At 67.8% G+C, this 14,779-nt stretch carries 16 protein-coding genes; 7 read left to right on the top strand and 9 right to left on the bottom strand.

Going from position 1 to position 14,779, the window contains the following annotated elements:
* Positions 1–50: 50 nt before the first annotated feature.
* Both AC5Y30_RS12910 and AC5Y30_RS12905 read right to left on the bottom strand, forming a co-directional pair.
* A complete protein-coding gene (locus AC5Y30_RS12910; protein ID WP_499918551.1) occupies positions 51–506 on the bottom strand; it encodes an SRPBCC family protein in 456 nt (151 codons plus the stop codon).
* A gap of 21 nt (positions 507–527) precedes the next feature.
* The gene (locus tag AC5Y30_RS12905; protein WP_499918548.1) at positions 528–803 is read right to left on the bottom strand and encodes a DUF2530 domain-containing protein; all 276 of its coding nucleotides are present in this window, start codon (positions 801–803) and stop codon (positions 528–530) included.
* A 192-nt stretch (positions 804–995) separates the two neighbouring features.
* On the opposite strand from AC5Y30_RS12905, the gene AC5Y30_RS12900 reads away from it, so the two are divergent.
* From AC5Y30_RS12900 to AC5Y30_RS12890, 3 genes are read left to right on the top strand one after another with little or no spacing between them, the layout of a single operon-like run.
* Positions 996–1,427, top strand: a complete 432-nt coding sequence (locus tag AC5Y30_RS12900; protein WP_499918545.1) for an Rv0880 family HTH-type transcriptional regulator — start codon at positions 996–998, stop codon at positions 1,425–1,427.
* A gap of 13 nt (positions 1,428–1,440) precedes the next feature.
* Complete coding sequence (locus tag AC5Y30_RS12895) at positions 1,441–2,274, top strand: TrmH family RNA methyltransferase (protein WP_499918543.1); 834 nt, start codon at positions 1,441–1,443, stop codon at positions 2,272–2,274.
* Positions 2,275–2,284: 10 nt separating this feature from the next.
* The gene (locus tag AC5Y30_RS12890) at positions 2,285–2,569 is read left to right on the top strand and encodes a DUF2537 domain-containing protein (protein WP_499918541.1); all 285 of its coding nucleotides are present in this window, start codon (positions 2,285–2,287) and stop codon (positions 2,567–2,569) included.
* A 52-nt stretch (positions 2,570–2,621) separates the two neighbouring features.
* Here the strand turns inward: AC5Y30_RS12890 and sepH are convergent, their stop codons facing one another.
* A complete protein-coding gene (sepH, locus tag AC5Y30_RS12885) occupies positions 2,622–3,395 on the bottom strand; it encodes a septation protein SepH (protein ID WP_499918540.1) in 774 nt (257 codons plus the stop codon).
* A 122-nt stretch (positions 3,396–3,517) separates the two neighbouring features.
* Complete coding sequence (gene serC, locus AC5Y30_RS12880; protein WP_499918539.1) at positions 3,518–4,636, bottom strand: phosphoserine transaminase; 1,119 nt, start codon at positions 4,634–4,636, stop codon at positions 3,518–3,520.
* Between the two features lie 244 nt (positions 4,637–4,880).
* Between serC and AC5Y30_RS12875 the strand changes: the two genes are divergently transcribed.
* Entirely contained in the window at positions 4,881–5,906 is a 1,026-nt protein-coding gene (locus AC5Y30_RS12875; RefSeq protein ID WP_499918538.1) for an AurF N-oxygenase family protein, read from the top strand.
* 17 nt (positions 5,907–5,923) lie between these two features.
* Entirely contained in the window at positions 5,924–7,612 is a 1,689-nt protein-coding gene (locus AC5Y30_RS12870; RefSeq protein ID WP_499918537.1) for a 4Fe-4S binding protein, read from the top strand.
* On the opposite strand, the gene AC5Y30_RS12865 is transcribed toward AC5Y30_RS12870, so the two are convergent.
* Both AC5Y30_RS12865 and AC5Y30_RS12860 read right to left on the bottom strand, forming a co-directional pair.
* On the bottom strand, positions 7,609–8,067 hold the full coding sequence (locus tag AC5Y30_RS12865) for a VOC family protein (protein WP_499918536.1): 459 nt from the start codon (positions 8,065–8,067) through the stop codon (positions 7,609–7,611). The two genes, AC5Y30_RS12870 and AC5Y30_RS12865, sit on opposite strands and share 4 nt — an antisense overlap.
* 130 nt (positions 8,068–8,197) lie before the next feature.
* On the bottom strand, positions 8,198–9,319 hold the full coding sequence (locus tag AC5Y30_RS12860) for a citrate synthase 2 (RefSeq protein WP_499918535.1): 1,122 nt from the start codon (positions 9,317–9,319) through the stop codon (positions 8,198–8,200).
* A gap of 117 nt (positions 9,320–9,436) precedes the next feature.
* On the opposite strand from AC5Y30_RS12860, the gene pdxH reads away from it, so the two are divergent.
* Complete coding sequence (pdxH, locus tag AC5Y30_RS12855; RefSeq protein ID WP_499919016.1) at positions 9,437–10,066, top strand: pyridoxamine 5'-phosphate oxidase; 630 nt, start codon at positions 9,437–9,439, stop codon at positions 10,064–10,066.
* A gap of 134 nt (positions 10,067–10,200) precedes the next feature.
* Positions 10,201–11,499, top strand: a complete 1,299-nt coding sequence (locus AC5Y30_RS12850) for a citrate synthase (protein ID WP_499918534.1) — start codon at positions 10,201–10,203, stop codon at positions 11,497–11,499.
* 21 nt (positions 11,500–11,520) lie between these two features.
* On the opposite strand, the gene AC5Y30_RS12845 is transcribed toward AC5Y30_RS12850, so the two are convergent.
* The 3 genes from AC5Y30_RS12845 to AC5Y30_RS12835 all read right to left on the bottom strand — a co-directional run bounded on the left by AC5Y30_RS12845 (position 11,521) and on the right by AC5Y30_RS12835 (position 14,767).
* On the bottom strand, positions 11,521–13,104 hold the full coding sequence (locus AC5Y30_RS12845) for a phytoene desaturase family protein (RefSeq protein WP_499919015.1): 1,584 nt from the start codon (positions 13,102–13,104) through the stop codon (positions 11,521–11,523).
* Positions 13,101–13,364, bottom strand: coding sequence for a DUF2630 family protein (locus AC5Y30_RS12840; protein ID WP_067126442.1), 264 nt, complete (start codon positions 13,362–13,364; stop codon positions 13,101–13,103). The genes AC5Y30_RS12845 and AC5Y30_RS12840 overlap by 4 nt, the downstream gene beginning before the upstream one ends.
* A 65-nt stretch (positions 13,365–13,429) precedes the next feature.
* Positions 13,430–14,767, bottom strand: a complete 1,338-nt coding sequence (locus AC5Y30_RS12835; RefSeq protein WP_499918533.1) for a sensor histidine kinase — start codon at positions 14,765–14,767, stop codon at positions 13,430–13,432.
* Positions 14,768–14,779 lie beyond the last annotated feature (12 nt).

The following is a 14,779-nucleotide window of genomic DNA, read 5'->3' as shown; positions in this document are numbered from 1 at the left end:
GTGGCCGAGGCACCGGAGCCTGGGCAGCCACCGCGGGATGAGACGCCCGACTAACCGGTTTCGGCGGCGGCCTTGATGCGCGCCAGCGACGCGTTCATGCCGTCGAGCAATTCGCGTTCGAACTTGGTGGTCCCGCCGAAGAGCGCGTTCACCGACAGATTCGAAAACGCGGTGACGCCGTTTTCGGCGTGGCGACTCTCGATCAGCCGGGTGCCCTCGCCGCTGGGCTCGAGCTCATAAGTCCAGATGGTGTTGTTGGTGTCGACCCGGAACGCGAGCCTGCGGTCCGGGACGACCTCGACGACGGTGCAGGTGGTCGGCCAGAACAGCCGCTTGCGGCGGTTGAGGTTGAGGGTCCGGGTGCCCTGACGCAGCGGGCCGAAGGGCTTCATCCACCGGCACTGCGGACTCCACTGCGGCATCCGCCGCAGATCGGAGACCAACCCCCACACCGTGGCGGCCGGGGCGTCGATATCGACATGCGCTTGCAACAGCGGGGCTACCATCGCTCCTCCAGGTTCCGTGTGTTACTCATGGTCGAGGAAATTTTCCAGCCCGGCCTGAGCGCCGCGCGCACCACGGCGGGCCGCGGCCAGCTGCAGCAGGAAGATGCTCGTGCCGAGCGCCCCCACGCCCAGCCCGGCCAGGGCAACCGGACGCCAGCTCTGCAGGGAGGGCACCAGGAAAGCGGCGCCCACCGCAATCAGCCATCCCAGCGCACCGAGGATGATGAACGGCCACGCCCGCAGCAGCGCAGCCGGCAGCGGCGGTGCTGTGCGGTTGCGACCGGGCTCGGCAGACATCGCGATCAACATAACCCGCCGGTGGTCTCTGCAGACGGCGCACCCGCTTGCCCGACACCTCGGGGCAAAGCGGGATACGCGGGCGGATAAGCGTTTCGATGAAAAAACCCCGCCGCTTGGCCATAACGATCAACACCCCGTCGTTCTCGGGTTCGTGTCCCGGTTTGTGAGCGTGCCGTGTAACCTCGCGCCATGCCTGACAGCGATGCGCGGCTGGCCAGCGACCTGTCACTGGCAGTAATGCGGCTGGCCCGCCAACTGCGGTTTCGCAATCCGTCGTCGCCGGTGTCGTTGTCCCAGCTGTCGGCGCTGGCGATGCTGACCAACGAAGGCCCGATGACGCCCGGCGCACTGGCGATTCGCGAGCGTGTCCGGCCGCCGTCGATGACCCGGGTGATCGCGTCGCTGGCCGAGATGGGACTTGTCGACCGCGCGCCACACCCGGTCGACGGCCGACAGGTACTTGTTTCGGTCTCCGAGTCCGGCGCCGAGCTGGTCAAGGCAAACCGTCGTGCCCGGCAGGAGTGGCTGGCCAAGCGGCTGGCGACGCTGGACAGCCAACAGCGCGACACCCTGCGCAACGCGGCCGACCTGATGCTGGCCCTGGTCGACGAAGGCCCGTGAGCCACACCACCGAATGATCACCGACGTTGACGACCCCGACGATCCGAGGCTCGACGATTTCCGCGACCTGAACAGCGTCGACCGCCGTCCGGATCTGCCGTCCGGCAAGGGTCTGGTGATCGCCGAAGGTGTCCTGGTGGTGCAGCGCATGCTCGCGTCACGCTTTCGTCCGCATGCCCTGCTGGGCACCGACCGTCGGCTCGCCGAACTCGAAGATGACCTGGCCGGCAGCGCGGTGCCGTTCTACCGGACCTCCGCCGACGTGATGGCCCAGGTGGTCGGCTTCCACCTCAACCGCGGAGTGCTGGCCGCCGCCCGTCGGGTGGCCGAACCCAGCGTTGCCGAAGTGATCGCGAAGGCCCGCACCGTCGCGGTGCTCGAAGGGGTCAACGATCACGAGAACCTGGGCTCGATCTTTCGCAACGCGGCGGGCCTCGGCGTCGACGCGGTCGTATTCGGCAGCGGCTGCGCCGACCCGCTGTACCGGCGCGCGGTCCGGGTGTCGATGGGCCATGCGCTGCTGGTGCCGTTCGCGCGCGCAACCTGTTGGCCGGCCGACCTCAAAGGGTTGCGGGACAACGGGTTTCGACTAATGGCGATGACACCGCAGGGCACCGCTTGCGCCTTGCCGGACGCGATGACGGCCGCACGCGATGAACGTGTCGCGGTATTGGTGGGCGCCGAGGGGCCCGGACTGACGCCGGCCGCCCTGCGGTCGAGCGACGTGCGGGTGCGCATCCCGATGTCGCGGGGCACCGACTCCCTCAACGTCGCGACGGCGGCGGCGCTGGCCTTCTACGAGCGGGCGCGCTCGACGACGAGAGGCGGAGATGGACAGTCAAACTAGGCTCCGGCTGATGAGGGACGAGTCCGTGCCCTGGGCAACGGGTTTGACGGTGTCCGGATTCGTTGCGGCGGTCACCGCCGCCGCGATCGTGGTGCTCAGTCTGGGGCTGCTTCGGGTGCACGCGCTGCTGGCCGTCGGGCTCAACGTCGTCGCGGCGGGAGGGCTCGCACCGACCTTGTGGGGGTGGCGGCGCACCCCAGTGCTGCGCTGGTTCGTGCTAGGTGCGGCGGTCGGTGTCGCGGGAGCCTGGTTGGTGCTGCTCGCCTTGACGGCCGCGGGTCACCATCCGGCCTAGTGGCGATCGCAAGCGCGGCATAGCCGGGTGAAGCGGGTCGCCACCATCGGCCCTAGCGCTGTCCGCCCGAGCGCACGCCGAGCAATACGTCCTCCCACGCCGGAATGACCGGCTTACCCCGGCGGGTGTGCACGGGCTTTTCCTCAGGCTCGGTTGCCACCGGTGGTTCCGGCACGGGCGGCTTGGCGGGCTCTTCGAAGTCGACGTGGGCCACCCGGGCCAGGGGGCGCAGCGGAAGTTCGAAGCTGGGGTCGATCAGCGCGCTGGCCGCGTCGTCGATGGCGGTGACCGTTCCGCCGTGGGCGCCCGGCGAGAAACAGAAATGCGCAAGGTTGTCGGACCGGCCGACCTTCCACGCGAGTTGCACCGTCCAACGGTTGTCTTCGTTACGCCAGGCGTCCCAGCTCAGTTTGTCGTGGCTGAGACCCCGTTTGACCAGTGCGGCGCTGACCGTCTCCAGGAGGGTCAGCACGGCGGGACCATCCGCCAGCATCGGGTGCGCGGCGGTTGCCAGTTCTGCGGCGCGGAACCGTTCCAACAGCACCGGGTGGGCGAAGCGGCGGATCCGCGACACCTCCGAGCCGGACGCCGCGGCGACCTGCTCGACGGAGGCGCCCGCGCGGATTTTGGCCTGAATTTCTTTGGGGCTCAGCATGTTGGTGACTTCAATCTCGAGCTGCGGTTGCTCGCAGGACAGGGCGGCGTCGCGCAGCAGGGCTCGCAGGCGGTCGTCGGCCGCCAGCTTGAATTGCTCCGCGGCATCGTCGCCCTCGCAGATGACATATTTGCTGTCGGCATCCAGCCCAACCACTTTGAGTTCCCGCATGGTTATCTCCTCGCAGGCTCCGTGCAGGTCAGCGACGGACCCGTCACGTGCGCACTGTAGTCCAGCAACCGCCCATCACCTGTGCTGACACGCTGTGCGGTTGCGGCTTGATTGCCAGTCGGTTACAAGCGCTCGACGACCCAATCGATGCATTGGGTCAGTGCGCTGACGTCGTCGGGGTCCACCGCTGGGAACATCCCCACCCGCAGCTGGTTGCGGCCGAGTTTGCGGTACGGCTCGGTGTCGACGACGCCGTTGGCCCGCAGAATCTTCGCCACGGCCGCGGCGTCGACCTCGTCGGCGAAGTCGATGGTGCCCACCACCTGCGAACGCAACTTCGGGTCGGCGACGAATGGCGTGGTGTAGGACCTGTCCTCGGCCCAGGAGTACAGCCGGCCCGACGAGTCCGCGGTGCGTTTGACGGCCCAGTCCAGCCCGCCGTTGCCCAGCATCCAGTCGACCTGCTCGGCCATCAGCGCCAGGGTGCCGACCGCCGGGGTGTTGTACGTCTGGTCCTTCAGGCTGTTCTCCACCGCGATGGGCAGCGACAGGAAGTCGGGAACCCAGCGGCCGGAGGCCGCGACGGATTCGACGCGGGCCAGCGCCGCCGGGCTCATGATGGCCAGCCACAGGCCGCCGTCGCTGGCGAAATTCTTCTGCGGAGAGAAGTAGTAGGCGTCGGTCTCGGCGATGTCGACGGGCAGGCCGCCGGCGCCCGAGGTCGCGTCGATGACGATCAGCGCGTCGCCGGAATCTGTCGGCCGGCCGACGGGCACCGCGACGCCGGTCGACGTCTCGTTGTGCGCCCAGGCGATGACGTCCACCGAGGGGTCGCCCTGCGGCTCGGGGGCACTGCCGGCGTCCGCCTTGATGACGACGGGATCGCCGACGAACGGGTTCTTGGCGACCGCGGAGGCGAACTTGGAGCTGAACTCGCCGAAGGACAGGTGCAGCGAACGCTTGTCGATCAGCCCGAAGGCCGCGGCGTCCCAGAACGCGGTGGCCCCGCCGTTGCCCAGGATCACCTCATAGCCGTCGGGCACGGAGAACAGATCGGCGAGCCCGGACCGCAGCCGGCCGACCAGGTTTTTGACCGGCGCCTGCCGATGGGAGGTGCCGAACAGCGGCGCGGCCGAAGTGCTCAACGCCTCCAGTTGTTCGGGCCGGACCTTCGACGGGCCACAGCCGAAGCGGCCGTCTCGGGGTTTGATGTCAGCGGGGATCTCGAGCTGGTCAGCCATGCCCATCAGGGTAGTGAGCCGACCTGACGGGCCGGTGCGGCGGCCCGCCCCCGGGCCCAAGCCGCCGGGTGAAAACGCCTGCTCGCGCGTGGTCGGACGTTTGATCCCATGTGATCTGGAGCATAAAAATCCATGACCACCGGTCAGATCACACTGCCCGAGGGGGTCTGGAGAATATCCGGTACCTGCGGTACTGTCTGGACACAGCACGTCCAAATGTAAACCTCGTTGGGGAGGCCTGGATATGGCTAGGACGCGATTGGTCCGGCGTTGGCGCAGCAACATGGAAGTGCGCGACGACGCCGAATACGTCAACATGCTTGCCACACTGTCCGAGGGGTCGGTGCGGCGCAACTTCAACCCGTACACCGACATCGACTGGGATTCGCCAGAATTCGCCGTCACGGAGAACGACCCGCGGTGGATTCTGCCGACGACCGACCCGCTGGGCCGGCACCCGTGGTATCTGGCGCAGTCGGACGAACGCAAGATCAGGATCGGGATGTGGCGCCAGGCCAACGTGGCCAAGGTCGGACTGCACTTCGAATCGATCCTGATCCGCGGGCTGATGAACTACACGTTCTGGGTGCCCAACGGGTCGCCGGAGTACCGGTACTGCCTGCACGAGTCGGTTGAAGAGTGCAACCACACCATGATGTTCCAGGAGATGGTCAACCGCATCGGCGCCGACGTGCCTGGCATGCCGCGGATCCTCAAGTGGCTCTCGCCATTGGTTCCACTGGTGGCCGGCCCGCTGCCGGTGGCATTCTTCATCGGCGTACTCGCCGGCGAGGAGCCCATTGACCACACGCAGAAAAATGTTCTGCGCGAAGGCAAGTCGCTGCATCCCATCATGGAGCGGGTGATGGCCATCCACGTGGCCGAAGAGGCTCGCCACATCTCGTTTGCCCACGAGTTCCTGCGCAAGCGGGTTCCGGAATTGACCAAGAGACAGCGGTTCTGGACCGCGCTGTACCTGCCGCTGACCATGAAGGTGCTGTGCCGCGCAATCGTGGTGCCCCCCAAGGCATTCTGGCGCGAGTTCGACATCCCGCGTGAGGTGCGCAAGGAACTGTTCTTCCGCTCGCCGGAATCGCGTAAGTGGCTCAGCGACATGTTCGGTGATGTGCGGATGCTGGCTTATGACACCGGCCTGATGGAGACGCGCTCGGCCCGGTTGATGTGGCGGTTGTGCAAGATCAACGGCAAGCCGTCGCGTTACCGCAGCGAGCCGCAGCGCCAGCACCTGGCCGCGGTCCCGGCCGCCTAATAACTGCGAGATCCTTTATGCCGCACGTTATTACCCAGTCGTGCTGTAACGACGGGTCCTGCGTCTTCGCGTGCCCGGTGAATTGCATTCACCCGTCACCAGATGAGCCGGGCTTCGCCACGTCGGAAATGCTCTACATCGATCCGGTGGCGTGCGTGGACTGCGGCGCGTGTGTCAGCGCATGCCCCGTCGGCGCGATCGCACCCGACACCCGGCTGGACTCCAAGCAGCTGCCTTTCATCGAGATCAACGCCTCCTTCTATCCGGATCGGCCGAAGGACGAGAAGCTGCCGCCGACGTCGAAGCTGGCCCCGGTGATCCCGGCCGCCGAGGTGCACGCCCGCCGGAGGCCGCTGACCGTGGCGATCGTCGGATCGGGGCCCGCGGCGATGTATGCCGCCGACGAACTGCTGACCCAGCAGCGCGTGTGCGTCAACGTCTTCGAAAAGCTGCCCACGCCTTATGGATTGGTGCGGGCTGGGGTGGCGCCCGATCATCAGAACACCAAGAGGGTCACCCGTCTTTTCGACAGAGTCGCCGGTGATCGCCGGTTTCGGTTCTATCTCAACGTCGAGGTCGGCAAGCAGCTGAGCCATGCGGACCTGCTGGCTCACCACCACGCCGTGCTGTATGCCGTCGGTGCACCGGATGACCGCCGGCTGGACATCGCGGGCATGGACCTGCCGGGTACCGGTACCGCAACCGAACTGGTCGCGTGGATCAACGGGCATCCCGACTTCACCGGTCTGCCAGTCGATCTCAGCCATGAGCGGGTGGTGATCGTCGGCAACGGCAACGTCGCGCTCGATGTTGCCCGGGTGTTGACGGCGGATCCCGACGACCTGGCCCGCACCGACATCGCCGACCACGCGCTGGCAGCCTTTCGGGGTTCGGCGGTGCGCGAGGTGGTGATCGCAGCCCGGCGTGGCCCCGCGCAGTCGGCGTTCACGCTGCCCGAGCTGATCGGGCTCTCCGGCAGCTCCGAGGTGGTGCTCAGCGCGGCCGACCATCAGCTGGTGGCGGCCGATCTCGCGACCGCTTCGGACGCGCTGACCAAGCGCAAGCTGGAAATCTTGAGCACGCTCGGCGACGATTCGACGCCGTCCTCGCGTCCGAGGATCAGGCTGGCCTATCGGCTCACCCCGAACCGCGTGCTGGGGGAGCAACGCGCGACCGGTATCGAGTTCTCGGTCACCGGAACCGACGAGACGCGCGTGCTGGACACGGGCCTGGTCCTGACGTCGATCGGCTACCGCGGCAAGCCGATTCGCGATCTTCCCTATGACGAATCGTCGGCCGTGGTGCCGAACGACGGGGGCCGCGTCGTCGAACCCGGATCCGGTGAACCGGTGCCCGGCGCCTACGTCGCGGGATGGATCAAGCGGGGGCCCAGTGGGTTCATCGGTACCAACAAGTCCTGCTCGTTCGAGACCGTCCAGTCCCTGGTCGCCGACTTCAACGCCGGCAAGCTGACCGATCCGGTCGGCAAGCCCGAGGCGCTGGCCGGCCTGGTGCACTCCCGTCAGCCCGAGGCCATCGACGCGGCGGGGTGGCGCGCCATCGACGCAGCCGAGATCGCGCGCGGCAGCGCTGAGGGCCGGCCCCGCAATAAGTTCACCGACGTTTCCGCCATGCTCGCGGCGGCGGCCACCGCAGAACCGGCGCCGCCACCGCGGCGCCGGCTGCTGGATCGGCTGCTCGGCTAGTTCGCGGCCTGCCCGGCCATCGCCGCCGAGATCTCGTCCATGCTGACCTCGCGGACCGGCTGCCCCAGTGACCAGTGGTGGCCGAACGGGTCGGCGACCATGCCGTAGCGGTCTCCCCAGAACTGGTCGTCCAGCGGGGTGACCACGGTGGCGCCCGCGTCAAGCGCGCGCTGGAAGCTGGCGTCGACGTCGGTGACCTCGAGGTGGATCGTGACGGGGGTGCCGCCCAGCGACGTCGGCGTCATCGATTTGCCCCCACACATTTCGGGGAAGTCGTCGTTGAGCATCACCGTGAAGCCGTTGATACGCACCGCGGCGTGCACCAGTTTGCCGTCGGGGCGCGGCACGCGCCCTATTTCTTCCGCCCCAAAAGCCTTGACGTAGAAGTCGATTGCCGCGGCGGCATCGTCGACCACCAGGTGCGGGGACAGTGCCGGTTCGATGTTGATCGCCATGCTGGTTCTCCTTGTTCGGTTCCCGTTCCTGCCCGGGGGACGGGCAGGCCCACGATTTATGACTGCGTCGGCGATGGAAACTCATCGCGACGACAACCATTAGATCGCCGGGTACCGACAATCGAGCGGCTCAGGCGTTGGTGAGACTGCGGTCCCAGCCCTCGACGGTTTCCGGGCTGCGCGGGCCGGGGCCCACGTAGATGGCCGACGGCCGGACCAGCTTGCCCAGCCGCTTCTGCTCGAGGATGTGGGCGCACCACCCCGCGGTCCGGCCGCAGGTGAACATTGCCGGCATCATGCTGGCCGGTACTCGGGCGAAGTCCAGCATCACCGCGGCCCAGAACTCGACGTTGGTCTCGATCGCCCGGTCCGGACGGCGTTCGCGCAACTCCGCGAGCGCGGCCTGCTCCAGCGCGACGGCCACCTCGTGGCGTGGCGCGCCCAGCCGTTCGGCGGTAGCGCGCAGCACCCGGGCCCGCGGGTCCTCCGCGCGGTAGACCCGGTGCCCGAAGCCCATCAGCTTGTCGCCGCTGTCCAGGATCTTCTTCACCAGGCCCCGCGCGTCGCCGGTGCGCTCGACCTCCTCGAGCATCGGCAGCACCCGCGCCGGCGCCCCGCCGTGCAGCGGGCCGCTCATCGCGCCGATCGCACCGGACAACGCGGCCGCGACGTCGGCGCCGGTCGAGGCGATCACCCGTGCGGTGAACGTCGAGGCGTTCATGCCGTGCTCGGCGGCCGAGACCCAGTAGGCGTCAATCGCTTCGACGTGCCGCGGGTCCGGCTCACCCTGCCACCGCGTCATGAAACGGGCGGTGACCGTGTCGCATTCGTCGATGATCCGCTGCGGGACGGCGGGCTGGTAGATGCCGCGCGCCGACTGCGCGACGTAGGACAGCGCCATCACCGACGCCCGGGCGAGCTGGTCGCGGGCGACGGTCTCTTCGGTGTCCAGCAGCGGCTTGTACCCCCAGATCGGGGCGAGCATCGCCAGGCCCGCCTGCACGTCGACGCGGACGTCGCCGGTGTGGATGGGCAGCGGGAAAGGCTCGGCGGGCGGCAGGCCGCGGCCGAACTTGCCGTCGACCAGCAGCGCCCACACGTCGCCGAACGTGACCTGCTGGGTCACCAGGTCTTCGATGTCGACACCGCGATAGCGCAGCGCACCGCCGTCTTTATCCGGTTCGGCGATTTCGGTGGTGAAGGCGACCACGCCCTCGAGGCCGGGGACGAAGTCTTCGGGGACCACAGTCATACCGAAAATTCTCGCACCCCCTGATCGGCCCGACGCTACCGGCCGGTAGCAAGCGCCGGTAGCGTGGACGCGATGGCAGGACCAGACCCCGGACCAGGAAAAGAGCACCTGCAAAGAATGCGTGTGGAGTACGGGTCGGTGGAAAAAGACGGCAGTCCAGATCTCGACGCGGATTGGCTCGATGACGGCTGGGTTTCGTTGTTGCGCAAATGGATCGACGACGCCGAGCGGTCGGCTGTCGCCGAACCCAACGCGTTCGTGCTGGCGACCGTCAGCGCCGACGGCAGGCCGGCCAGCCGGTCGGTGTTGTGCAAGAGCGTGGACGAGACCGGAATCACTTTCTTCACCAACTATGACTCGGCCAAGGGCGACGATCTCGCGGCCACCGGGTACGCCTCGGCGACCTTTCCCTGGTACCAGCTCGGCCGTCAGGTCCACATCCGCGGGCCGGTGAGCAAGGTCAGCGCGCACGTCACCGAGGACTACTGGTCCAAGCGGCCGCGCGGGTCGCAGCTGGGCGCCTGGGCGTCGCACCAATCGCAGCCGATCGCCTCACGGGCGGCCCTGCTCGACCAGCTGAGCGAGGTGACCGCCCGCTTCGCCGACCGCGAGCAGGTCCCGGTCCCGCCGGGCTGGGGTGGCTATCTCATTGCCCCGGAGCTGGTTGAGTTCTGGCAGGGCCGGGAAAACCGATTGCACAACCGCATCCGCATCACCGGCGACCGGGTGGAGCGCCTGCAGCCCTGACCGCGTCGTACGGGAATCGATTGCCTGCGTGACCAGCAGACTCGACCCCGGGCAGGCGTCTTATCCTCATAACGACTACTTTTGCAGTAAGCACCAAGTCAGCAGCCATTCAGCCAGAGCGCAAAGGGGTTCTCGTGGCAGACACCGACGACACCGCCACTTTGAAGTACCCGGGCGGCGACACCGACCTGCAGATCGTCAAGGCCACCGAGGGTGCTGACGGCATCGCGCTGGGCTCGCTGTTGTCCAAGACCGGCTACACCACGTTCGACAACGGCTTCGTCAACACCGCCGCGTGCAAGAGTTCCATCACCTACATCGACGGCGACGCGGGCATCCTGCGCTACCGCGGCATCCCGATCGAGCAGCTCGCCGAGAAGTCGACCTTCATCGAGGTGAGCTACCTCTTGATCTATGGCGAGCTGCCCAGCAAGGAGCAGCTGGCCGACTTCACCAAGCAGATCCAGCTGCACACCATGCTGCACGAGGATCTCAAGCGGTTCTTCGACGGCTTCCCGCGCAACGCGCACCCGATGCCGGTGTTGTCCAGTGCCGTCAACGCGCTCTCGGCTTACTACCCCGATTCGCTTGACCCGATGGACAGCGAGGACGTCGAGCTGTCGACGATCCGGTTGCTGGCCAAGCTGCCGACCATCGCGGCCTATGCCTACAAGAAGTCGGTCGGCCAGCCCTTCCTTTACCCGGACAACTCGCTGTCGCTGGTGGAGAACTTCCTGCGCATGACGTTCGGCCTGCCCGCGGAGCCCTATCAGGCGGATCCCGAAATCGTTCGGGCGCTGGACATGCTGCTCATCCTGCACGCCGATCACGAGCAGAACTGTTCGACCTCGACGGTCCGGCTGGTGGGGTCGTCGCAGGCCAACCTGTTCACCTCCATCTCCGGTGGCATCAACGCGTTGTGGGGGCCGCTGCATGGCGGCGCCAACCAGGCGGTGCTCGAGATGCTCGAGAAGATCCGCCAAAGCGACGACGACGTCAGCGAATTCGTGCGCAAGGTCAAGAACCGCGAAGAAGGCGTGAAGCTGATGGGCTTCGGTCACCGGGTCTACAAGAACTACGACCCCCGCGCGCGCATCGTCAAGGAGCAGGCAGACAAGATCCTGGCCAAGCTGGGCGGCGACGACGACCTGCTGAGCATCGCCAAGGAGCTCGAAGAGGCGGCGCTCACCGACGACTACTTCGTCGAGCGCAAGCTCTATCCGAACGTCGACTTCTACACCGGCCTGATCTACCGGGCGCTGGGTTTCCCGACCCGGATGTTCACCGTCCTGTTCGCGCTGGGGCGGCTGCCCGGATGGATCGCGCACTGGCGCGAGATGCACGACGAGGGCGACAGCAAGATCGGGCGCCCGCGCCAGATCTACACCGGTTACACCGAGCGCGACTACGTCACCATCGACGCGCGCAAGTAAGCGGATCCGCAAGCGCGGCAGTCACATTCGCGATGTGAGCGAGGCCAGCACCGCCATCGCGGCGTTGTGCCCCCCGATGCCCGACACCGCCCCGCCCCGGCGTGCGCCGGAGCCGCACAGCATGATCCGTTCGTGCGCGGTGGCCACACCCCATTGCCGCGCCGGGGTGTCCAGCGGGTCGTGGTCTTCGGCGAACGGCCACGACAGGCCGCCGTGGAAGATGTTGCCCGCCGTCATCCTCAGGGTGCGGTGCAAGTCCAGCGTGGTCGTCGTCTCGATGCAGGGCCGGCCGCGCGCGTCGCTCAGCAGAACCTCTTGAATCGGTTCGGCCAGAACGGAATTCAATGACGCCAGTACGGCGTCGGTCAGCCGGTCGCGCAGGGCGCCGGAGTAGGTGCCGTCGAACAGCGAGTGCGGCGTATGCAAGCCGAACACCGTCATCGTATGCGCGCCCGAGTCGCGCAGGCCGGCCGAGAGGATGCTCGGGTCGGCCAGCGAGTGGCAATAGGCCTCGCAGGGCAGCGGATTGGGGATGTGCCCGGTCGCCGCTTGCGAATACGCGGCGTCGAGCTGGGTCCAGGTTTCGTTGACGTGGAAAGTCCCGGCGAAAGCGTGCTCGGGTCTCACTTTCTCGTCGAGCAGCCGGGGCAGCCTGCGCAGCACCATGTTGACCTTGACCTGCGCGCCCTGGGGCGGGGGCGGCGGTCGGTCGCCGACAAGCCCGGCCAGGACTGTCGGTGTGACGCCGGCGAGAACGAACCGCGCCCGGATCCGATGCTCTTCGTCGCCGGTGCGATACCTCACCTCGCCGCTGGGATCGACGGCGTAAACCTCTGCGCCGGTGGTGATTTCGGCGCCATAGCCCTCTGCCGCCGCGGCCAGGGCCGTGGTGACCGCGCCCATGCCGCCGATCGGGACGTCCCAGTCGCCGGTGCCGCCGCCGAGCACGTGATACAGAAAGCAGACGTTCTGCGCCAGCGAAGGGTCATCGAGGCGGGCGAACGTGCCGATCAGCGCGTCGGTCGCGATCACCCCGCGCACCACGTCGTTGCGCACCGCGTCGGCGATCGCGTGTCCGATCGGCTCTTCGATCATCGCGTGCCACGCGCGCGCCGCGCGGCGATCGCCGCCTCGCATCACCTGCCGGCGGACGCCCTCGCGGGTGCGCAGCGGCTCGAGCAATGTCGGCCACAGGCGTTCGGTGACCAACCGGCAGCGTTGATAGAAGTCGGCGAACCCTCGCGCATCGCCCGCGGCCCCGATGCCGGCGAAGGTGTCACCGTCCGACCCGATCAGCAGCCCGCTGCGGCCGCGGGTCGCGGGATCGGGTGTGTAGGACGAAAACGGCCGCCGGGCCAACCGCACGCCGGCGCCCAGATCCTGGACGATCCGCGCGGGCAGCAGGCTGACCAGGTAGGAGTAGCGCGATACCCGAACGCCGACACCATCGAAGGCGTGCGCCGAGACCGCCGCGCCGCCGGTGTGGTCGAGCCGTTCCAGCAGGCGAACCCGCAGGCCCGCGCGGGCCAGGTAGGCGGCCGCCACGAGGCCGTTGTGGCCGCCTCCGATGACGACGGCGTCGACTTGGCTCGGGTGGCCGCTCAGCTCAGGTAGCCCTCGACCTCGTCGGGCGGACGCACCTCCGCCTCCCGAGGGTCGCCGCCGGTCTCACGTAGGGCCCGGCGCTGCCGCAGCAGGTCCCAGCACTGGTCGAGTTCCACCTCCACCCGCCGGAGGCGGTCATGCTCTTCGGACGTGTCGATGTCCCCGCGCTGCAGCTGGGCCCGCAGCGCTTTCTCCTCGGCGACCAGGTCGCGAATCACTGCCAGCGTGTCGTTGTCGGTCGGTTTACTGCCGTTGGCCATCACTCCAGTGTGCCCGACTCGCCAGCTAGTGGACGGCCCCGCCGACCCGCGGCGGCGATGCGGCGCTAGCTGGGGCCCGGGAGCCGCAGCACCAGCCGCGCCCCACCTAACGGGCTGCTCTCCAGTGCCGCCGTTCCCCGGTGCAGTTGGGCCTGCTGGGCAACCAGTGCCAACCCCAGGCCCGACCCGGAATGGGAGGCCGTCGAGCCACGAGAAAACCGATCGAACACCACCTGGCGCTCGTCCTCGGGCACGCCGCTGCCGTTGTCGTCGATGGCGATCTCGACGCCGGCGCGCGAGCTGACCGCCGAGAGCTGGACCTTGGTGGCGCCGCCATGCTTGACGGCGTTGGCGATCGCGTTGTCGACAGTCAGCCGCAACCCGGCCGGTAACCCGACGATGATGCAGGTGGGTGACGGCACGAGCGAAACGTCGACCCCCGGATAGATCCGGGTGGCGTCATGGGCCGCGCGGTCGAGCAGCTCGGTGATGTCGACGGGCACGTGATCGTCAGCCGTCGACAATTCGCCCTGAGCCAACCGTTCGAGGGCGGTCAACGTGGCCTCGATCCGCGACTGGGTGCGCACGACGTCGCCCAGCACCTCTTTGCGCTGTTCGTCGGGCATGTCGAGGGTGGACAGCACTTCGAGGTTGGTGCGCATCGCGGTCAACGGAGTGCGCAGTTCGTGCGAGGACACGGCGGCGAAGTCGCGGGCCGACGCGAGCGCATCCTTGGTCCGGTCCTGTTCGGTCCAGATGCGTTGCAGCATGCCGCGCATGGCTTCGGCGATCTCGACGGCCTCGCTGGCGCCGCGCACCGCTACCTGTGGGCGCTCGTCGGCGTCGATCGAACGGGCTTGCTGGGCAAGGCGTTTGAACGGTCGTACCGCGAAAGCCGCCAGGAGCCAAGCGAATACCGCCGCCGCACCGATGGAGAGCGCACAGATCAGGATGACCCGGCGATGCAGGTTGTTGGTCTGGGCGATCGTGTCGTCGTACGTCGCACCCACCGCCACCGTCGCAGGCTGCGGCGTGCGGACCTCCAGGGTGCGAACCCGGTAGCGCACCCCGTTGATGTACGTGTCGGCATACCCGACATCCAGCGGCGGCAGCGTGACGTCCGAGTTGGACATGACCTGACCCTCGCGCCGGACCGTGATGACGGTGTCCTGGTCGTTGGGGGTGCGCGGGATGTCGGCGAGTCCACGCGGCAGGAAGGGGATGGCGAAGCCCGCCGCCTCGTCCAGGCGGCGATCGAGTCGTTCCTTCCAGGCGCTGGTGATGCCGAACCACACGACGGCGCCCGCGATGACCACCACGATGGCGGTGCCGATGGCCGTCGCGACAGCGACCCGCGCCCGTAGCGATGGCGTACGGGTCGCAATCCGGGACAGAAAGTTCATTGCCGGTCGACC

This window comes from Mycobacterium sp. NGS27 (assembly GCF_059813005.1).
This window is presented reverse-complemented; position numbering and strand designations above follow the sequence as displayed.